Here is a 16680-nt window from a genome sequence, read left to right as displayed (position 1 = left end):
AGCGTGTCCAGAGGGGTACTCGTCACAGGTGCGTCCCGGGGTGTCGGGGCGGCGGTCGCGAAGGTGTTCGCGCAGGCCGGCGACCGGGTCGTGCTGCACTGCCGCGGAGCGGTCGACCGGGCCGAGGAGGTGCGCGCCGGACTACCCGGAGACGGTCATGCGGTGATCGCGGCCGACCTCGGTGATGCGGCCGCAATCCCTGCCCTGGTTGAGGAATCGACGGAAGCGCTCGGTCGCATCGACGTCATCGTGAACAACGCGGCGCTGTTCGTGGACGAGCCGGTCTCGGGGTCCCGGCGGATCGGGCATCCGCTCGCCGAGACGTCGTACGACGAGTGGGTGGCGGCCTGGCGCCGTACGCTCGCGGTGAACCTGGAAGGGGCGGCGCACGTGAGCTGGTGCGTTGCCCGGCAGATGCTCGACAAGGACCCGGCTGAGGGCGTACCGCGGGGCGCGATCGTCAACGTGGGGTCGCGAGGTGCCTACCGTGGTGAGCCTGACGTTCCCGCGTACGGCGCCTCCAAGGCGGGACTGCACTCGCTCGGACAGTCCTTGGCGGTGTCGCTGGCGCCGCATGACATCACGGTGACGTCAATCGCGCCCGGATTCATCGCCACCGACATGGCCGAGTCCGTCCTGAGCGGTCCCGGTGGCGACGCGATCCGGGCGCAGAGCCCGTTCAACCGCACCGCCACCGCCGAGGAGGTCGCCGAGGCCGTCTACTGGCTGGCTTCGCCGAACGCCGGTTGGTCCAGTGGCGCCGTCCTCGACTTCAACGGCGCCTCCTACCTTCACTAAGAGCCGTAGACCTCCAACTCCACGATGCGGGAGTAGGTGTTGCCGTTGCCGGCCAGGCAGAGGATTCGGACGGCGGTGGCTTGGGTCGGGGTGAACGTCGAGGTGACGTGGCCGGCGGTGTTGCCGCGGACCTGGGCCACCGTCTGCCAGTCGCCGGTGCCGTCGCGGACCTGGACGTCCCAGTCGCGGAGACCGTTGGCCGGCGCCGGGTACTTCACCGAGTCGAGGGTGTAGAGCTCGACGCGGTTGATCGTGCTCGGCTCGGCCAGGGCGACGTCGTACCTATCCGGGAAGGCGGCGCGGGTGCCGTCGTTCCAGCCGGTCAGGGTGTCCCAGTGCTCGGAGTCGCTGTCGCCGTCCACCGCGCCGCAGAGCGCGAAGTTGCCGTGCGTCGACGACGCCGACGCCTGCTCGCCGAGGGCGAGGTTGTCGCCGGGGCCCTTGGGAGGCAGCGGATTCACCGTAACCGGGACCGTCAGCTCGGACCGGTCGACCTCGAGGTCGAGGGAGTACTTCCCGGGTGCCGTGTCCCGTGGAACCCGCACCTCGACCGGAGCGCTGACCGGCTGGTCGGGGTCGACCGCAGGAAGCCAGGACGAGAACACTTCCCGGGACAGCTGCAACGGACCGCTCGGGTCCAGCGTCAGGTCGGCGTACCTGTCCTCGCTGCCGGTGTTCGTCATCGTGAGGTTGAGCGTGCCCGGGAAGCAGGGCAGGCCCACGACGCTCAGCTGCTGCGGAGCGACTGAGATCTGTACGTCGGTGCGCGGCGCACCGCCGGTCGTCGAGGCGACCACGCCGGTCGCGACCGCGGCGCCGAGGGCGAGCGCCGACTGCCATCGAATCGTCATCGGTCTCTCCTCAGAGGGTCTGGATCCCCGGGCGCCCGTCCTCGACGAGGAGCTGGGCGCGGGTGCTGACGGTGCCGTTCGGGACGCTGACCTTGTCGACCACGCGGTAGTCGGAGATCCAGCGCTGCGGCGTGATGCTGCAGCTCACGTAGCCGCGCTGGAAGTTGCCGAACTTGATGTGCGGGTTCTCCTTGAGCAGGGTCGCGCCACCGGGATCGAGGTCCATCCCGTCGATGCCGGACGTGATCGACGTGCCGACGAACTCGGTGCCGACGGTCGGCGAGTCCGGGTTGGCGAAGTCCAGCTTCAGGTCCGAGGCGACGCTTCGGTGCAGGTCGCCGGCGATCGAGACCAGGTTGCGGACCTTGCGCTGTACGGCGCCGCCGAGAACCCGATCACGCGATGCTTCGTACCCGTCCCAGGTGTCCATCGGGACCAGGACCTCGGGGCCTTCCTTGGTGTCCAGCCGGGCGAGCGCGGTCTGGTGGGCCAGCACGTTCCAGCGGGACTGGGATGCGGCCCAGCCGTCGAGCAGCCACTTCTCCTGCGCGTCGCCGGTGATCGTGCGGGCCGGGTCCTTCGTCTCGGGACCGGGCGCCTTGGTGCCGTCGCCGTACGCCTGGTCGGAGCGGTACTGGCGCGTGTCGAGCACGCTGAACTCGGCCAGCCGGCCGTACTGGATCCGCCGGTAGAGCTGCATGTCCGGGCCCTTCGGCAGCTGGGCGAGCCGCAGCGGCATGTGTTCCCAGTACGCGCGGAAGGCGTTGGCTCGCCGTACCAGGAACTGCGTGGGCGGCGCGCTCGGATGCGCTTCGTCGGCCCAGTTGTCGACCACCTCGTGGTCGTCGAGCGTGACCACCCAGGGCGCGGCTGCATGGGCGGCCTGCAGGTCGGGGTCCATCTTGTACGACGCGTACCGGACGCGGTACTCGTCCAGCGTCACGGTCTGCTGGGTCATCCAGGGCTCGTTCGAGTTCGGCCGGATGCCACGGTCGATGCCGAACTCGTAGATATAGTCGCCGAGGAAGAACACTACGTCGTGGTCGCGCTTGGCCATGTCGGCGTACGCGGTGTACCAGCCCTCCCACCAGGCTTGGCAGGACGCGAACGCCAGCGACATCTCAGGAACGTACGCGTCGGCCGGCGGCGCGGTCCGGGTCCGGCCGACCGGGCTGAGCTTCCCGTTCACGCGGAAGCGGTACCAGTAGTGCCGCCACGAACGCAGACCACGTACGTCGACGTGCACCGAGTGACTCGACTCGGGCCGGGCCTGGGTCGTGCCTTCGCGGACGATCCGGCGGAACCGATCGTCCTCGGCGACCTGCCACTCCACGTCGACCGGCCGCCGGTCCATCCCGCCGAACGGCGCGAGCGGCTCCGGGGCGAGCCGGGTCCAGATCACCACCGCGTCCGGCAGCGGGTCACCGGAGGCGACCCCGAGGGTGTACGGATCCCGCCGGTCGGGGCCGCCGGTCGCGCCGGCCAACGCCCGCTGCACGTCGGGAAGGTTGCCGGTCACGGCCAGTGCGGCAGCCGCCCCGGTCACGGTCAGGAAGTTTCGTCGAGTACTTCGCATCGGCACCAGCCCACCCGATCATCCGTAGGTGATCACTTCCGTAACGGGAGATTACGAGAAGTTCTCACGATCGGGTGGGATCTGACCGGTTCCGGTCTCACTGACTGACGATGTCCTCCGCCGCGGGCGCCTTGATGCTGACCGGCTTGCCCCAGTCGGAGACCGTCATCGTCGCGCTGGCGCCCATCAGGTTGAACGACATCTTGTACATCAGGTGGTCGGCCTGGCCCATCCAGATCGTGTAGACGATCGCCTTCGGGAGGCCGGCAGGCACCTTTTGGCCCTGTGCCTTCATCGCCGCGGCCGCGTCCACGGTGACCTCGTAGCGGTCGACCTTGCGGCGCTGGAGCGCCTCGGTCTTGATGTACTCCACCCTCGTCAGGCCGGCGTCGAACGCGTCGAAGGTCTTGGTCGGGCTCATGTCCTCCAGCATCTTCCCGACCTCGGCCGCCATCGGGTGGTCCGAGTTGGGGTCGATCTCGAGGTACTTGCCCCTCGGCAGGTCACTCGTTTGCACATACGCGATGTCGTTGACCAGGATCAGCTTCATCCGGCCACCGAACGCGGCGCCCTTCAGGTCGATCTTCGCCTTGACCGGATTCATCGACTGCTCGCCGGTGATGGTCATCTTCTCACCGCCGGACTCCATCGTCATCGCGACCTTGAAGGTGTCCTTGCCGACCATCCCCTCCTTCACGGCCGGCATGAAGCTGGCCGAGTCGAGGTGCGCGGCCGGGACGACCTTCTGCGGTTCGGCGGTGGTGACCGGCGTCGACACCGGTGTGGACGGCTTGTAGCCGGTCGCGGCCGGCTCGCCGCCGCAGGCGGCCAGGCCGAGGACGAGTGGCACTGTCGCGGCCGCGGACAGCGCGAAGCGGAACTTCATGGCGGTGGATTCCTCCCCAGATGATGCAGACGCCGGATCTTATGGTCTGGACCACCTGAGGAGGAAGGGGTTTTGCAGGATCTTGCAGGTCAGCTCTCGCCACGCTTCACGGACGCGAGCAGGAGCTGGGCGACGTCGGCGACCTCGACGGACTCGCGGGCGGAGCCGTCGGCTTGCTTCGCGGTGAGGCCGTCGGACAGCATCACCCGGCAGAACGGGCAGCCGGTGGCGATCTTGTCCGCGCCGGTCTCGACCGCCTCGGTGGTCCGGTTCAGGTTGATCCGGCTGCCGATCTTCTCCTCCATCCACATCCGGGCACCGCCGGCGCCGCAGCAGAAGGACTTGGTCTGGTTGCGCGGCATCTCGGCGTACTCGGCGCCCGGGATGATGTCGAGCAGCTCGCGCGGGGCGTCGTACACCTGGTTGTGCCGACCGAGGTAGCACGGGTCGTGGTAGGTGATCTTCTGGCCGTTGAGCGAGCTGTCGGCCGGGGCGACCGGGGTCAGCTTGCCGTCGCGGACCAGCCGGTTCAGCAGCTGGGTGTGGTGGATGACGTCGAGCTCGACGCCGAGCTGCGAGTACTCGTTCTTCAGCGTGTTGAAGCAGTGCGCGCAGGTGGAGACGACCTTGCGTACGCCGGTCTCCTTGAAGACCTCGGCGTTCTGCATCGCCAGCTGCTGGAAGACGAACTCGTTGCCGGACCGCCGGGCCGGGTCGCCGGTGCAGGTCTCGCCGTCACCCAGGACGGCGAAGCTGACGCCGGCGATGTTCAGCAGCTCGGCGACCGCCTGCGTGGTCTTCTTCGCGCGGTCCTCGAAAGCGCCGGCGCAGCCGACCCAGAACAGGTACTCGACCTCGTCCAGCGACTCGATGTCGGCGCCGACCTGCTTGACCTCGAACGGCAGGTCCTTGGCCCAGTCCATCCGGCCGGACGGGTTCATGTTCCACGGGTTGCCCTTGTTCTCCAGGCCCTTGAACAGCCCGTTGAGCTCGGACGGGAACGAGGACTCGATCAGCACCTGGTAGCGGCGCATGTCCATGATCGCGTCGACGTGCTCGATGTCGACCGGGCACTGCTGCACGCACGCGCCGCAGGACGTGCACGCCCAGAGCGCTTCCTCGTCGATGACCGCGACGTCGGCCGGGCCGACCAGCGGCTTGTCCTGCTCGGCGAGCACGAGCTCGGGCAGCGACTTGCGGGTGTCGTCGTCACTGGCCAGCAGGTACGGCGCCTTGGCGTACGCGTGCTCGCGCAGGTTCATCATCACCAGCTTGGGTGACAACGGCTTCTCGGTGTTCCAGGCCGGGCACTGCGACTGGCAGCGGCCGCACTCGGTGCAGGTGGTGAAGTCGAGCAGGCCCTTCCAGGTGAAGTCCTCGACCTTGCCGACACCGAGGGCGGCGTCCTCGTCCAGCTCCTCGATGTTCTCGAAGTCGATCGGCGCGCCGTTGACCATGATCGGCTGCAGGGCGCCGAGCGCCGTACTGCCGGACGCCTCGCGCTTGAACCAGATGTTCGGCCAGGCGGTGAACCGGTGCCAGGCGACACCCATGGTCGCGTTCAGCGAGATGGTGATCATCCAGGCGAACGAGATCAGGATCTTGATCATCGCGACCAGGTAGACCGCGTTCTCCAGCCCCTGCTCGCTCAAGTCCCCGAACAGGGCCTCGCCGATGAAGTACGTGCCCGGGAAGTGGAACTTGTCGCCGGCGCCGAGCTCGTACTCGAGTCCACGCAGCAGCAGGATGCAGACCAGCACGCCCAGGATCGTGTACTCGACGTAGTACGCCTGCCAGGCGCGGGACCCGAAGAACCGGCTGTACCGGGCCAGGTGACCCTTCGGCAGGTTGAGCAGCCGGATCACGATCAGCCCGATGATCGACACCAGGCCGGTCCAGGTGAGGAACTCCGTCACCCACTCGAAGACGAACCAGTGCCCGATGATCGGCAGCGCGTAGTGCGCGTCGAAGAGCTGACCGAACGCCGTCACCAGGCTGAGGAACAGCCCGATGAAGCCGAACGCGACGAACCAGTGCAGGATGCCGACGTGGCTCCACTGCAGCATCCGGGTGTGGCCCAGCGTCTCCTTGGCCAGCGTGACGGTACGCTGCCCCGGATTGCCGGTCCGGCCCGCGGTGGGCTGGCCGAGCTTGATGACGGACACCATGTGCCCGATCGTCTTGCCGAACAACGCGATGCCGACAGCCGTGATCGCGAGCGAGACGACGATGGCGAGGATCTGCATACCAGCGATGTTATTGGTTGGTTACTCGTCAGTCATGTCGATGCGGTCCTCATCACGCCCCGCGTGTCCCGTCTCACTTACTCCGCGAGCCGGTGAAGGCGGGCTGCCACGGCGGGTAGGCGGTGGTCGGTGGGTGGGAGGACGGCTAGCAGGGTCTCGAAAATCTCCTGGTCCTCGGCGCCGGTGGGGGTTTGGGCGAAGCGCCAGAGCAGGTCGGCGTCCCCGGTGTCGAGGACTGCGCGGCGGACGGTGACGTCGAGTTCGTCGCGCTCGGCCCGGAGTGCCGGAGCATCAGATCGCGCGAGCAGCGGTCCGGTGTAGAGCTCGAGCGCCGCGGTCAGGTCGCCGTGATGCAGCGCGGTCTGTACGTCGGTGACGTCACCGGAGACGTCGGCGATGATCCGGTAGGGCTTGGTGTCGAGGACCCCGCCGCCGAGTAGGTTCCGCAGGCGGTGCATCTCGGCGCGGACCGTGGTCGGGTTGCCCTCGTCGCCGTACAACTGGAGCATCAGCTGTTCGGCGGTGAGCCCGGCCGGGTGCAGCAGAAGCAGTGCGAGTACTTCGGCCCGCCGCAACGTCAGCGCGATCTCGCGGTCGCCGACGGTCGCGATCGGCTGGCCGGCGCCCAGGAGCTTGAGCCGCAACGTCGGCCGCGGCCGACGGACCGGCGTCCCGGGCAGGCGGAGCAGGAAGCCTTCGTCGAGTTGCTCGATCACGCCTTCGCGACCGTCGCCGAGGTCGATCCGGGACGCGCCGTCGGGGACCTCGAGGCGATCGGGCAACCATTCGAGCGGTTGGACGGCGAGCACGCGCCCGGTCGGTGTCAGCAAGGCGCCGGGCTCGCCCCCGAGCGCGTGCAGGTGCCGCATGTTGCGGGCCCGGAGGAGCTCGTCGGCCGCCGCCATCCGGACACGTAGCTGTCCTTCGGCCAACTGGGCCGCGGCGGTGACCAGGGCAACCATCGCCGGGTGGACCGTGCGCAGCGGACCGGAGACGTCCACGGCACCGAGCAGCTTGCCGGTGTCCGGGTCGTGTACGGGAGCGGCGGCACAGGTCCATTCGTGGATCCGGCGGACCAGGTGCTCCGCCGAGTGGATCTGAACCGGCTCCCCGACGGCGAGAGTCGTACCCATGCCGTTGGTGCCGATCTGGTCCTCCGACCACACGGCCCCTTCGGACAACGCGATCCGGTCGGCCTGGCGCCGTACGTCGGCCGCGCCCTCGCGCCACAGGATCATGCCCTGGGCGTCGGTGATGATCATGATGTGCGACGCCTCGTCGGCGATCGACGTCAGCGTCTGGCGGAGCACCGGCAGTACGACGCTCAGCGGATGGTTCTCCCGGAGCCGTTCGAGGAGGTCCGCGTCGACGACCACCGGCGGCGCGTCCAGCTCCGGATCGACCGAGGCGGCGAGAGATCGCTCCCATGAGGCGGCGACCAGCGGGCGTGGTGCGCCGGGCACCCGGTTGCCACCGAGCACCTCGTCGTACAGCCTGCTCAACCGGCGTGCCTGCTCCGGTGCGTCCATCCAGCCTCACTCCGGGTTGCAACGTCCGTGCAACGTAGCGCCACCTACGTTCGGTCCACCGTCAGGTTCCGACCACGTGAAGGAGGACCGATGACGATTTTCGCAGCTCCCGGGGCGGATGGCAGCCCGGTCGCGTACAAATCGCGCTACGAGCACTACATCGGCGGCGAATGGGTGCCGCCGGTCCAGGGCGGATACTTCGAGAATCCGACTCCCGTCACCGGTGAGGTGTTCACCGAGATCGCCCGCGGTACGGCGGACGACGTCGAGCGCGCCCTCGACGCCGCCCACGGTGCCGCACCAGGATGGGGCCGCACCTCGCCGGCCGAGCGGGCCACCATCCTGACCAAGATCGCCGACCGGATCGAGGCGAACCTCGAGGCGCTCGCGGTCGCCGAGACCTGGGACAACGGCAAGGCGGTGCGCGAGACGCTCGCGGCGGACATGCCGCTGGCGATCGACCACTTCCGCTACTTCGCCGGTGCGCTGCGGGCCCAGGAGGGCTCGGTCTCGGTGATCGACGACGACACGATCGCGTACCACTTCCACGAGCCGCTCGGCGTGGTCGGGCAGATCATCCCGTGGAACTTCCCGATCCTGATGGCGACCTGGAAGCTGGCGCCCGCGCTGGCCGCCGGGAACGCCGTCGTACTGAAGCCGGCCGAGCAGACACCGGCATCGATCCACGTGCTGCTCGAGCTGATCCACGACCTGCTGCCACCGGGTGTGCTCAACGTGGTCAACGGGTTCGGCGTCGAGGCCGGCAAACCGCTTGCCTCCAGCAACAGAGTTGCCAAGGTCGCGTTCACTGGTGAGACCACGACCGGCCGGCTGATCATGCAGTACGCGTCGGAGAACATCATCCCGGTCACGCTCGAGCTCGGCGGCAAGAGCCCGAACATCTTCTTCGAGGACGTGGCGTCGGCGCGGGACGACTTCTACGACAAGGCGCTGGAGGGCTTCACGCTGTTCGCGCTGAACCAGGGCGAGGTCTGCACCTGTCCGTCCCGGGCGCTGATCCAGTCGTCGATCTACGACGACTTCCTGGCCGACGCGGTCGGCCGGACGCAGGCGATCAAGCAGGGTGACCCGCTCGACACTGACACGATGATGGGCGCGCAGGCCAGCAACGACCAGTTCGAGAAGATTCTCGCCTACATCGAGATCGGCAAGCAGGAAGGCGCCCGGGTCGTCACCGGCGGCGGCCGCGCCGAGCTCGGCGGCGACCTGGCCGGCGGGTACTACGTCCAGCCGACCGTGTTCGAGGGCGACAACAAGATGCGGATCTTCCAGGAGGAGATCTTCGGGCCGGTCGTCGCGGTGACGAAGTTCGACGACTACGCCGACGCCATGAAGATCGCCAACGACACGCTCTACGGCCTCGGGGCCGGCGTTTGGTCGCGGGACATCAACACGGCGTACCGGGCGGGTCGCGAGATCCAGGCCGGCCGGGTCTGGACGAACTGCTACCACGCCTACCCGGCGCACGCGGCGTTCGGCGGGTACAAGAGCTCGGGCATCGGCCGCGAGAACCACAAGATGATGCTCGACCACTACCAGCAGACGAAGAACCTGCTGGTCAGCTACAGCCCGTCCAAGCTCGGGTTCTTCTGAGGTCATGGTCGACAAGGTGCTGCTCTCGGACGAGGCGGCGGAGCTGCTCCGCCGCCTCACCGGGATGCACGGTCCCCTGATGTTCCACCAGTCCGGTGGGTGCTGCGACGGCAGCTCGCCGATGTGTTACCAGGACGGGGAATTTCGCACGGGGTCGGCGGACGTGCATCTCGGCGACCTGACGGTGGCCGGCCTCGACCGGCCGATCCCGTTCTGGATGTCCGCGGCCCAGTACGAGTACTGGAAACACACCCAACTCACCGTCGACGTCGTGAAGGGCCGCGGCAGCGGCTTCTCCGTGGAGGCCCCCGAAGGCGTCCGCTTCCTGATCCGCTCCCGCCTCTTCACCGACCAAGAGTCCGCAGCCCTAGGACTCCCCTGAACGAGTGCCGCCCGTCCGGTGGCGTTGCCGGACGGCCGGCACTCTTCAGGTCCCGAGTACGGCGTCTAGATGCCGGAGCTCCCGAGGTCCGCGCCGGCCGCCTTCAACCGCAGGATGGTCAGGCGCTTGTCCGCCGGCGCATCGCGGAGTCGGAGGGCGTCGGTGACGTGGGGGCGGTCGACGACGTGCAGCCAGAAGGTCAGGTCGATCTTCCACGTCTCCGTGTGCAGGACGGCGTAGAAGCGTTCGTCGCTGATCGCCGGGGTCGGGCGCCGGTCGCCGCGTTCGTCCTGGAAGTCGATGCTGAGGAGGTCGACGCGGCGGGACAGCGTGGCCAGGCCCTGCAGGACTGTGGTGGCGGTGGCGTCGGGGGCGTCGAACATGATGTCCAGGTCGCGGACGACCATGAGGCCCGACAGGGCGCTTCCGATCAGCACTGGCTGCCAGGGGAAGGCGCTTGCGAGGTCCAGGCGGTCCGCCAGTTGGTGCGCTTCCTCCTGCAGGGCCTGGGCTTGTTCGACGAGCGACATGTTGTTGACGGTAGAGGTCAGGTCCTGGGGATCACCAACGGTTTTCCAGGGCGTACGGCGGTTTCCGGGGCGGGCAGTGGGGTGCCGTCGATGTGGATTGTGTGGACGTCGAGGTGGCCGGCGTGGCAGGTCAGGGTGAGGGAGTCGGGGGTGCTGGTGGCGACGCCCCAGCCGGTGCCGGTGACGAAGGGGAGTTGCCAGTTGTCGGCGGAGCGCGCTACGTCGAGTGGGGCGAAGGTGAGGGTGCCGGACAGGGCGTCGTACCGGAAGCCGGCGAGGGCTTCGAGGACGGTCCAGCCGGCGGCGTTGCGGATGTAGTGGTCGCCGCACTCGATCGGGTTGAAGGGGTTGCGGCGGCTGCCGTCGTACCGATCCCAGAGGCCTTGCAGGATCTGGAAGCCTTCGTCGACGAGGCCTTCGTAGAGGCAGTGGGCGGCGACTTGGTACTCGGATCCGGTCCACACCTCGTCGCAGTACCGGGTGGGGACGTCGGGGCGGCCGCCGTACGGCCAGGTGCACATGAGCAGGCCGGTGTCGTTGCCGTCGGCAAAGACACGGTAGGGGTGGTCGAAGCCCTCGAAGTTCGTGCGCAGGTTGTGCCGCACAACGTTGCGTAGCGCGGTCTTGACGTGGTCGGCGGGGAGCACGTAGCCCAGGTCGAGTTGGTGTGCCCACCACTGGCCGACGAGTTGGTCCGCGAGGCAGCCGTCGCCCCACTGGAAGTCCGGCTTCTCGTCTGGGGACAGCACCTGCTTGTAGTACTCGCCGGTGAACAGCAGTTCGTCGTACGCCTTGCTGCCTGCTTCGAAGAGCGTGCGGTAGTCCTTGCCGTCCGCACCCAGCAGTTGGGCCATCTCCTCGGCAGCACGGAGTGCAGCGAGCCACAGCGTGCCCATGAACGTGTTGACGCCGCACAGGTCGATGTCGTGCGTGCTGGGCTGAATGCCACGCAGTACGCCGGTCGCCGCCGGGTCCCACTTGGTCCGGATGTGGGTCAGCAGCCGCTCGACGTTCGGCCACCGCTGGGCGAGCCAGTCAAGTCCTGCGCCCTGCCGAACCTCTCGGTAGGTCTTGAGGACGTTGCCGAGCATGCCGTCCAGCGCGGGCTCTTCCGGACCGCCGATGACCACGCCCCACAGTTGCCGGTGGTACGTCGGCGCGATCACCCGGTGGGGGATGTAGCCCTCGGGTGCCTGCATCACGTCGTACTCGGTGTCGCGCATGTTCCGTTCCAGCGCTGGGAAGAGACGGGACAGGGTCTGCTCGTAGTTCCACACGTGGGTGCAGTTGAGTGGGCAGGAGCCGCCGTACCGGCCACCCCACATGCCGGTGGACGCACCGAGCACTCCCTCGAAGCCGAACACCGTGCCGTCGTCCGTCTGGAAGACGGTTGGGCTGCGTACGTCGGCAACGAGTGCAGCGAGCCGTGGTCCGGTCTCACCGGGCAGAGTGCTCGCCTCGAACGCATCTGCCCATGCTGCGGTGCGTGCCTCGAGCTCCGGCCACTGGTTGACGAAGGAGTCGGCCGCTGCGACTGCGTCGGGTGTACGGCGGGTGTACGCGTTGCCGAGCCAGAAGCGGCTGTGGCCGTAGTCGCGCTTCGGGCCGAACTGCTGAAAGTCGACATATCGGTTCGGGAAGTGCCAGGCGATCAGGAACCGCAGTTGCGTGGTCTCGCCCGGCTCGAGACGGAACGGCGTGGCCAGACCGCCGTTCCAGGTCGTCCCGGGGGCACTCGGCCCGTCGGCGGGGAACGGCCGACGGGTCGGGCGACCGGCCAGGAAGGTGATGAACTGCTCCACCGTCGACCACTGGGGATAACTCAAGGCATCACTGTTCTCGGTCGAGAACACCAGTTGCCCAGCGCCCGGGTGATCCGAACTGAGAACAGTGTTCTCCAAGACGAGCGCTGTCCACTTACCGGAACGCCGTTCTCGGTTCGTGTTGCCGCCGTACAGCGAGCACGAGACCCCGTCGATCGGAGTGACCCCGTCCCAGCCCACCGAGTTCTGCAACGCGCCACCGAGCAGACCATGCACGGCGACGCGACCGCGGTTATGCAGCGTGAACGTGAACGCCGCGACGGGCAGCGAGCTAGCAGCCGAGTCAGCAGGCACCAGCGGGTTGAACACCTCCATGCTGACGTCCAGCGGCAGATCGGTCGCATACTCGACCCGCGCCCGCGGATACACCGCCGACACCGTCGCCTCACCCACGGGCCGCAGCAGCTCATGCAGCCGCCGCTCACCAGCCGGTACGACGTCATCCGTCACCAGCGGCGTGTCAGTCGGCTCCCGCAACGGCCCTTGCAGCAAACGGATCTCGTCGATCGGCGGCTCCACCTGCGACAACCGGAGCGCGAAGAAGCTGTCCGGTACATGCGCCTCGTGGTTGCCGATGTTGTGCAGCTGCCATTGCCGCAACGCGCCGTTGCCGGCCAGTGCGACGGTCCCGGTCCCCAGACCTCCCAACGGGAGCGCGAAGTGCGTCAGCTTGTCACCGGTGTAGTGCATGATTCTCCGTCCAGGTACCAGCCGAGGCGAACAGCGCCACCGGCCCAGGGGCGAGCAACAACAGTGACGCAGTGACCGACGTGCCGAGCAGCAGCGCGACGAAGGCCAACGCGAGCACGCCGAGCGGAACCATTGGCGCGCGTGCGACCAGGTGAAGTGCGGTCAGCCATAGTGTCTTCCCGCGCAAGCCGGCGGTCACGCGCAGACTGAACGCGTAGCAGGACGCCAACAAGGCCAGTACGGTCGCACAGCCGCTGACAGCCACCGGGACCGCGAAGAGCGGACCGCTGTAGACAGCCTGGTTGAGCAAAGCGACCGCAGCGATCACGGCAGGTACCGCGGCCACCTCCAGACCAGCGACGCCGTACTTCCGCAGGTGGCGGAGCAGCAACCACACACCACCGCGATCCTCACGCACGACAGAGTCAGTCGTAGCGACCACAGCCGCCCAGACCGGCCCGATCACGAGCGCTCCGATCAGGACGCTGACCGGAGACACCCCCGGCATCAACAGCACGACGACTCCGGACGCCGTACACACCAGGAAGCCAGCGGCTGCGACCAGCGGCAGCTCGTGCCACATGGCGCGCAAAGCGGTAGGCAGGTAGTCGGTCATGCGCGCAGCCCGGTGGATGCGATCGAGGCGATGAACGACCGCTGGAAGATCAGGAACAGCACGAGGATCGGCAGCACGACGAGCGTGATCGCCGCGAACAGCACCACCGCGGGGCCACCGCCCATTGCCCCCTGCAACGACACCAGCCCGACCGGCAGTGTCATCTTCTCCGGCGACGACAGGAAGATGTACGGCCAGAAGAAGTTGTTCCAGGACGCCTCGAAGACGAAGATCCCGAGCGCGGTCAGCCCCGGCCGGGCCAGCGGCAGGATCACCCGGAACAGGATCCAGACGTGCCCGGCACCGTCCATGATCGCCGCCTCGTCCAGCTCCCGCGGGATCGAGGCGATGTACTGGCGCAGGAAGAAGATGCCGAACACGTTCACCAGCGCCGGCAGCCAGATCGCCACCGTGGTGTCGACCAGGTGCAACCACCGCATCAGGATGAAGATCGGCACCACGGTCAGCTGCACCGGTACGACGAGCGCCGCGAGCAGCACCGAGAAGATCTGGTCACGGCCCGGGAAGCGCAACCGGGAGGACGCGTACGCCGCCAGCGCACTCGTCAGCAACGCCCCGGCCGTGGTGATGACCGCGATCTGCAGACTGTTCCAGGCCATCTGCGCGAACGGGATCAGGTCCGGCACCTGCTGGAAGTTCTCCAGCGTCGGCGGCTGCGGGATCCACCGCGGCGGCAGCTGGAACGCGTCGATCGGCTCGGACAACGCGTTCACGATCAGCCAGACCAGCGGCGCGATCATCAGCAACCCGCCGAGCACCAGCACGAGGTCGATCAGCTTGCCCCTCACTGGTGCACCCACCGGCGGCTGAGCCGGAACTGCAACCCGGTGACGATCATGATCACCACGAACAGCACCAGCGAGAGCGCGGCGGCGTACCCGACCTCGAAGGACTGGAAGCCCTTCTCGTAGGTGTACATCACGATGCTCCGGGTCGCGCCGTCCGGCCCGCCCTGCGTCATGATCACCATCGGGTCGAAGATCTGGAACGCGCCGATGAAGGTGATCACGGTGGCGAAGAAGATCGTCGGCGACATCACCGGCATCGTGACGCTCCAGAACCGCCACCACGCGTTGGCGCCGTCGACGCGGGCCGCCTCGTGCAGTTGCGCCGGCACCGTCTGCAGCCCGGCCAGCAAGATGATGAACGTGTAGCCGATGGTGTGCCACCAGTCGACCACGATCAGCGTCGGCAACGCCCACGTCGGCGAGGCCAGCCAGTTGGTCGTCGCCGAGAGGTAGTGGTTGACCAGGCCGAACGTCGGGTCCAGGACGTACTTCCAGACCAGCGCGACCGCGGCCCACGAGACCAGGAACGGGAAGAAGAACGCGGTCCGGACGAAGTACTTCGTTCCGCGCGTCATCGTCCGGTGCACGCCGAGCGCGAGCAGCATGCCGAAGCCGATATGCGTGACGACCGACGAGATCGCGAACACGAACGTGTTGATCACCGCGCGGATGGTGTCTTCGTCGGTGACCAGTTGCCGGAAGTTGTCCAGCCCGGCGAACTCCGGCGTACTGAGCAGGTCCCAGTGGAACAAGCTCAGGCCGAAAGCGGCGACCAGGGGAGCGGCGACGAAGACCACGAAGAGCAGGACGGCGGGGCTGATGAACAGGTAGCCGGGCAGCCAGTCCCGCCGCTGTGGTTTCAAACCAGTCCCTCGAGCGTGGTCTGCGCTTTGCCGAGGGCATCGGCCGGGGACGCGTTGCCGGTCAGCACCTGCTTCCAGCCATCCTCCACAGCCTTCTGTACGGCGGCGCCCTTGTCCGGCGACGGGATCGGCGTCGCGTAGCTCAGCGCCTGGTACAGATACTCGGTCCCCTTCGGCGCGTCGGTCAGGAACGACTCGCTGCTCGCGATCGACTTGCGGGCCGGGACGATGGTGCCGCCGAGTTGGGCGAAGAACGACGACCCTTCCTTGGAGATCAGGAACTTGATGAAGGTCCAGGCGTCGTCCTTCTGCTTCGACGCCTTCATGATCGGGTAGCCGTTCCAGCCCACCGGCGAGCCCTGCTTCACCTTGGTCGGCCAGGGCACGATGCCCATCTTCGCGGTCGCCTTGAGGTTGCGGATGCTGATGATCGGCCACCGGCCGCCGCCGAACATCGCCAGCTTGCCCTGCGCTGCCGCGGTGGTCGCGTCGAACGTGCCGCCGGGTGGCGGCGACAACTTGTCCGCGACCAGTGCGCGGTTGAACTCGGCCGCCTCGAGCACGGCCGGGTCGTCGTACGTCGGCTTCGACCAGTCGTCACTGAAGCTGCTCGTCCCGTTGGTGAGCAGCCAGGGCATGATCGCCGCGAAGTACTCCGGGCCGGCGGCGTACCCGAAGGCGCCGGTCTTGGCCTTGATCTGCTCACAGGCCCTGCGGAAGTCGTCCCAGGTCCAGGTCGCGGCCGGCTCCGGGACACCGGCCTTCGCGAACAGCTCCTTCGAGTACCACATGCACATGGTGTTGAACTCGCCCGGCAGGTAGTACGTCTTGCCGTCGGTGGAGCTGTACTTCTTGTTCCACTCGATCAGGTTCGGGTCCATGTCGGCGTAGTACTCGTCGATCGTCGCCTTGTCCTTGCCGATGTAGTCGTCGAGCGGCGCGAGCAGCCCCTTGGACGCGAACAGCCGCTGGCCCTCGGTCGCCACCTGGATCACGTCCGGCACCTGGCCGCCGGCCAGCCGGGTGGACAGCTTGTTGAAGAAGTCGCCCCAGTTGGACAGCGGGATGCCCTCGGCCTTGAGCTTGATGTCCGGGTGCTGCTCGCCGAACTTGGCGAACAGCTTGTTCCAGGTGGCCTGCTGCTCGGCCGTGCCCATGTAGACGAACGACAGTTGCCTGGTCGACGAACCACCTCCGCCGCCGTCGCCACCACCACATCCGGCCAGCGCGCCGGCCAGCGCCGTACCGCCGGCTGCCTGCAGGAAACGTCGACGGCTGAGCTCGGACATCGGTGGACCTCCAGCAGGCGGGAAATCGATTTCTCGTCACCTTACGCCCGAAGGGTGAAACCGTGTCAAGGGTCGGCCGCGGAAAAGACAGGGGGAATCCTTCGGCCCCGGCTGCGGACCGGAATCCCCGTCAGCACGCGGAATTCCGGCCGGAACCGGGTTCAAACCCATGACATTT

At 67.7% G+C, this 16680-nt stretch carries 14 protein-coding genes; 3 read left to right on the top strand and 11 right to left on the bottom strand.

The annotated features are described in order from the left end of the window. The first annotated feature begins 3 nt into the window (after positions 1-3). On the top strand, positions 4-798 hold the full coding sequence (locus ACIBL3_RS01390; RefSeq protein WP_396351171.1) for an SDR family NAD(P)-dependent oxidoreductase: 795 nt from the start codon (positions 4-6) through the stop codon (positions 796-798). Here the strand turns inward: ACIBL3_RS01390 and ACIBL3_RS01385 are convergent. The 5 genes from ACIBL3_RS01385 to ACIBL3_RS01365 all read right to left on the bottom strand — a co-directional run bounded on the left by ACIBL3_RS01385 (position 795) and on the right by ACIBL3_RS01365 (position 7886). After that, a complete protein-coding gene (locus ACIBL3_RS01385) occupies positions 795-1649 on the bottom strand; it encodes an NEW3 domain-containing protein (protein ID WP_396351170.1) in 855 nt (284 codons plus the stop codon). The two genes, ACIBL3_RS01390 and ACIBL3_RS01385, sit on opposite strands and share 4 nt — an antisense overlap. A gap of 10 nt (positions 1650-1659) precedes the next feature. Continuing rightward, entirely contained in the window at positions 1660-3225 is a 1566-nt protein-coding gene (locus ACIBL3_RS01380) for an alkaline phosphatase D family protein (RefSeq protein WP_396351169.1), read from the bottom strand. 97 nt (positions 3226-3322) lie between these two features. Next, positions 3323-4111: a hypothetical protein gene (locus tag ACIBL3_RS01375; protein ID WP_396351168.1), complete on the bottom strand. Its 789-nt coding sequence runs from the start codon at positions 4109-4111 to the stop codon at positions 3323-3325. Positions 4112-4200: 89 nt separating this feature from the next. Next, the gene (locus ACIBL3_RS01370) at positions 4201-6357 is read right to left on the bottom strand and encodes a (Fe-S)-binding protein (RefSeq protein ID WP_396351167.1); all 2157 of its coding nucleotides are present in this window, start codon (positions 6355-6357) and stop codon (positions 4201-4203) included. A 77-nt stretch (positions 6358-6434) separates the two neighbouring features. After that, positions 6435-7886, bottom strand: a complete 1452-nt coding sequence (locus ACIBL3_RS01365; protein ID WP_396351166.1) for a GAF domain-containing protein — start codon at positions 7884-7886, stop codon at positions 6435-6437. A 90-nt stretch (positions 7887-7976) separates the two neighbouring features. Between ACIBL3_RS01365 and adh the strand changes: the two genes are divergently transcribed. Both adh and ACIBL3_RS01355 read left to right on the top strand, forming a co-directional pair. Continuing rightward, on the top strand, positions 7977-9500 hold the full coding sequence (gene adh / locus ACIBL3_RS01360; RefSeq protein ID WP_396351165.1) for an aldehyde dehydrogenase: 1524 nt from the start codon (positions 7977-7979) through the stop codon (positions 9498-9500). Positions 9501-9504: 4 nt separating this feature from the next. Then, positions 9505-9882: a DUF779 domain-containing protein gene (locus ACIBL3_RS01355; RefSeq protein WP_396351164.1), complete on the top strand. Its 378-nt coding sequence runs from the start codon at positions 9505-9507 to the stop codon at positions 9880-9882. A gap of 65 nt (positions 9883-9947) precedes the next feature. Here the strand turns inward: ACIBL3_RS01355 and ACIBL3_RS01350 are convergent, their stop codons facing one another. The 6 genes from ACIBL3_RS01350 to ACIBL3_RS01325 are packed head-to-tail and all read right to left on the bottom strand — an operon-like array spanning position 9948 to position 16502. Beyond that, entirely contained in the window at positions 9948-10412 is a 465-nt protein-coding gene (locus ACIBL3_RS01350; protein WP_396351163.1) for a hypothetical protein, read from the bottom strand. Positions 10413-10429: 17 nt separating this feature from the next. Beyond that, complete coding sequence (locus ACIBL3_RS01345; protein ID WP_396351162.1) at positions 10430-12925, bottom strand: GH116 family glycosyl-hydrolase; 2496 nt, start codon at positions 12923-12925, stop codon at positions 10430-10432. Continuing rightward, complete coding sequence (locus tag ACIBL3_RS01340; RefSeq protein WP_396351161.1) at positions 12909-13541, bottom strand: hypothetical protein; 633 nt, start codon at positions 13539-13541, stop codon at positions 12909-12911. The genes ACIBL3_RS01345 and ACIBL3_RS01340 overlap by 17 nt, the downstream gene beginning before the upstream one ends. Then, positions 13538-14350 carry a carbohydrate ABC transporter permease gene (locus ACIBL3_RS01335; protein WP_396351160.1) on the bottom strand — a complete coding sequence of 271 codons (813 nt, stop codon included), beginning with the start codon at positions 14348-14350 and terminating at the stop codon, positions 13538-13540. Before ACIBL3_RS01335 ends, ACIBL3_RS01340 begins: the two co-directional genes overlap by 4 nt. After that, complete coding sequence (locus tag ACIBL3_RS01330; RefSeq protein WP_396351159.1) at positions 14347-15213, bottom strand: carbohydrate ABC transporter permease; 867 nt, start codon at positions 15211-15213, stop codon at positions 14347-14349. The genes ACIBL3_RS01335 and ACIBL3_RS01330 overlap by 4 nt, the downstream gene beginning before the upstream one ends. After that, positions 15210-16502: an ABC transporter substrate-binding protein gene (locus ACIBL3_RS01325; RefSeq protein ID WP_396351158.1), complete on the bottom strand. Its 1293-nt coding sequence runs from the start codon at positions 16500-16502 to the stop codon at positions 15210-15212. The genes ACIBL3_RS01330 and ACIBL3_RS01325 overlap by 4 nt, the downstream gene beginning before the upstream one ends. Positions 16503-16680 lie beyond the last annotated feature (178 nt).

Origin of the sequence: Kribbella sp. NPDC050124 (assembly GCF_044460355.1) — a bacterium.
Taxonomy (GTDB): domain Bacteria; phylum Actinomycetota; class Actinomycetes; order Propionibacteriales; family Kribbellaceae; genus Kribbella.
The sequence above is the reverse complement of the archived record's forward strand: the minus strand, read 5'-3'. Positions and strand labels throughout refer to the sequence as shown.

Excerpts from the sequence above, each read along its gene's own strand:
- ACIBL3_RS01350 (WP_396351163.1), bottom strand. The coding sequence starts at position 10,412 with ATGTCGCTCGTCGAACAAGCCCAGGCCCTGCAGGAGGAAGCGCACCAA.
- ACIBL3_RS01375 (WP_396351168.1), bottom strand. The coding sequence starts at position 4,111 with ATGAAGTTCCGCTTCGCGCTGTCCGCGGCCGCGACAGTGCCACTCGTC.
- ACIBL3_RS01385 (WP_396351170.1), bottom strand. The coding sequence starts at position 1,649 with ATGACGATTCGATGGCAGTCGGCGCTCGCCCTCGGCGCCGCGGTCGCG.
- ACIBL3_RS01380 (WP_396351169.1), bottom strand. The coding sequence starts at position 3,225 with ATGCGAAGTACTCGACGAAACTTCCTGACCGTGACCGGGGCGGCTGCC.
- ACIBL3_RS01345 (WP_396351162.1), bottom strand. The coding sequence starts at position 12,925 with ATGCACTACACCGGTGACAAGCTGACGCACTTCGCGCTCCCGTTGGGA.
- ACIBL3_RS01370 (WP_396351167.1), bottom strand. The coding sequence starts at position 6,357 with ATGCAGATCCTCGCCATCGTCGTCTCGCTCGCGATCACGGCTGTCGGC.
- ACIBL3_RS01325 (WP_396351158.1), bottom strand. The coding sequence starts at position 16,502 with ATGTCCGAGCTCAGCCGTCGACGTTTCCTGCAGGCAGCCGGCGGTACG.
- ACIBL3_RS01355 (WP_396351164.1), top strand. The coding sequence starts at position 9,505 with ATGGTCGACAAGGTGCTGCTCTCGGACGAGGCGGCGGAGCTGCTCCGC.
- ACIBL3_RS01340 (WP_396351161.1), bottom strand. The coding sequence starts at position 13,541 with ATGACCGACTACCTGCCTACCGCTTTGCGCGCCATGTGGCACGAGCTG.
- ACIBL3_RS01365 (WP_396351166.1), bottom strand. The coding sequence starts at position 7,886 with ATGGACGCACCGGAGCAGGCACGCCGGTTGAGCAGGCTGTACGACGAG.
- adh (WP_396351165.1), top strand. The coding sequence starts at position 7,977 with ATGACGATTTTCGCAGCTCCCGGGGCGGATGGCAGCCCGGTCGCGTAC.